The 2,105-nt window shown below is 42.2% G+C and carries 3 protein-coding genes; 1 reads left to right on the top strand and 2 read right to left on the bottom strand.

Translation table 11 applies throughout. From position 1 onward, the window contains the following. Positions 1 to 340: BCCT family transporter (locus LD39_RS19360; RefSeq protein WP_197061465.1), on the bottom strand; the 340-nt coding region annotated here is incomplete at its 3' end. 202 nt (positions 341 to 542) lie between these two features. Next, positions 543 to 1,310 (bottom strand): 2,4-dienoyl-CoA reductase, encoded by a 768-nt coding sequence (gene fadH, locus LD39_RS19365; RefSeq protein WP_035552100.1) that lies wholly within the window; start codon positions 1,308 to 1,310, stop codon positions 543 to 545. Between the two features lie 158 nt (positions 1,311 to 1,468). Between fadH and LD39_RS19370 the strand changes: the two genes are divergently transcribed. Further along, the coding region (locus LD39_RS19370) for a metallophosphoesterase (protein WP_035552103.1) at positions 1,469 to 2,105 on the top strand (637 nt) is incomplete at its 3' end.

Below are 2,105 nucleotides of genomic sequence, written 5' to 3' on the forward strand. Positions count from 1 at the left end.
CAGGCGGATCGTTTGCTACAGAGGTCCACTGCAGCATTCCTGTTCGCATGATCGTGGAGCCGACTCCCATGGCGATTAATATGGACGCATATTCAAATAAAGTAAAGCGAGGTTTTTCTTTAGGATCACCAAGGACGACTTGACCATATTTTGAGAATGAAAGATATAACCCTGCTGCGACGAGAATAATCCCGTACCACAGATAGCCCCAACTGAACACTTCCACAATATAATCAAAAATAGCATTTAGTAACTGTAACGATTCCGCCTCATACAAGGCAAAAGGAATACTTATACCGATGATGATTAGTAATGAAGGAACGAAAATCTTGTAATCAATCTACCTCTTGCTTCTCATGGAATTCTCCTCTTATTTTTCTTTGGTTTCCCACGCGTTCTCTCCTTTTTCCCGGCAAGTTATGATCTATAACGGAAAATTACTATTTTTATATAATTAATATGTACTATTTTTCGTTCTATGTGCTTGATAAGGCATAAAAAAAGGACTATATCAAATTTGATATAGTCCTTTTTAAGACTCTTTAAAATGGAAACTTATTTAGCCACTGCCCGCCATCTAACGTGACAACTTCTCCGTTCATGTAAGAGGCTTCGTCAGACAAAATGAATCGTGCAAGACCAGCAATCTCCTCTGGTGTGCCCAACCGGCCGAGGGGTACGGAATTCAAAGTGCGTTTCGCAGCTTCTTCCGATTCAAACAATCGATCCGCTCCCCCAGTACGCTCGATCGGCCCTGGAGCAATCGCATTCGCGCGGATTCCGTACTTTTTGCCCCACTCAACAGCAAGAGTACGTGTCATAGCTAGAACACCTGCTTTGGCAGATGCAGAATGAATCACACCGGCTCCCGCATTCCATGCGTATGTCGCCACCATATTTAAGATCGATCCTTTAATTTTGTTTTCAATCCAATAGTTTCCGACGGCTTGGCTGCAATAAAATGTCCCATTCAAGACGATATTAATCACAGAATTCCATCCGTTCGGAGAAAGCTTCTCAGCTGGAACAATGAAGTTCCCTGCCGCATTATTAACGAGATGATCAATTCTTCCAAAGGCTTCATGCGTCTCATCGACCATCCGTTTGACGTCTTCCACCTCACGCACATCCATTTGGACCAGCAATAAATGGTCCTCTTTTCCTTCTGCAATCTGACGTTTTGCTTCTTCCAACCGCTCTAAGTTACGACCTGTAATGGCCACCTTCGCGCCTTCGTCTAGAAAGCGTTTAGCCATATAAAGGCCCATTCCACTAGAACCTCCAGTAACAATTACTACTTGATTTTCCATCCAATGACCTCCTAACTCTTCTCTCTCATTACATTCCACATAAAAAAATGAATTCCTGTTCATTTTCGAAGAAATATTTTTTAAGAGGAATGTTCTGAAGGCTGAATCATAGAATTCGTGGTATAATGACCAAGAATTTAGAGGAGAGGGTCACACGTATGAAAATAACTCGACGCAGGTTTTTAAAAAACAGTTTGCGCAGTTTAGTGGGACTGCTAGGGTTAAGTGGACTCAGTTATTATTATGCAAGATACGTAGAACCACGGATGCTCGCTAGAAGGAGCTTCACGCTGGAGAACTCCAAAATACCAGAAAGCCTTAATAACTTAAAGATTCTACAATTTTCAGATACCCATCTCGGTTATCATTATGATTTAGAACAGTTCAAAGAATTGATGGACATCATCAACGGACAACAACCAGATTTAATCTTGTTTACTGGGGATCTGATTGATGCTCCACACCTCTATGATTTCCCAGACGAACTCCCAATCCTATTAAGCCAATTAAATGCTCCATTAGGAAAATTTTGGATTTATGGAAATCATGATCACGGGGGATATGGCACAGAAAAAGTCCGTGAAGTCATGGAAGCGGGAGACTTTCAGTTGTTACAAAACTCACACATGAAGATTGGAAACGGAGAAGACTCCTTTACCCTTGCAGGATTGGATGACGTCATGCTGGGAAGACCAGACCTTAAAGCGGCACTTCGAAACGTTGAGGAGAGCTCCTTCACGCTGGTTATGGTACATGAACCAGATGTGGCAGACGAAATCCAGCATCATTCTGTTG

Origin of the sequence: Halobacillus sp. BBL2006 (assembly GCF_000786645.1) — a bacterium.
In the GTDB taxonomy this organism is placed as follows: Bacteria; Bacillota; Bacilli; order Bacillales; family Halobacillaceae; genus Halobacillus.

Coding starts and splice junctions, on each gene's coding strand:
- fadH (WP_035552100.1), bottom strand. CDS start 1,310: ATGGAAAATCAAGTAGTAATTGTTACTGGAGGTTCTAGTGGAATGGGC.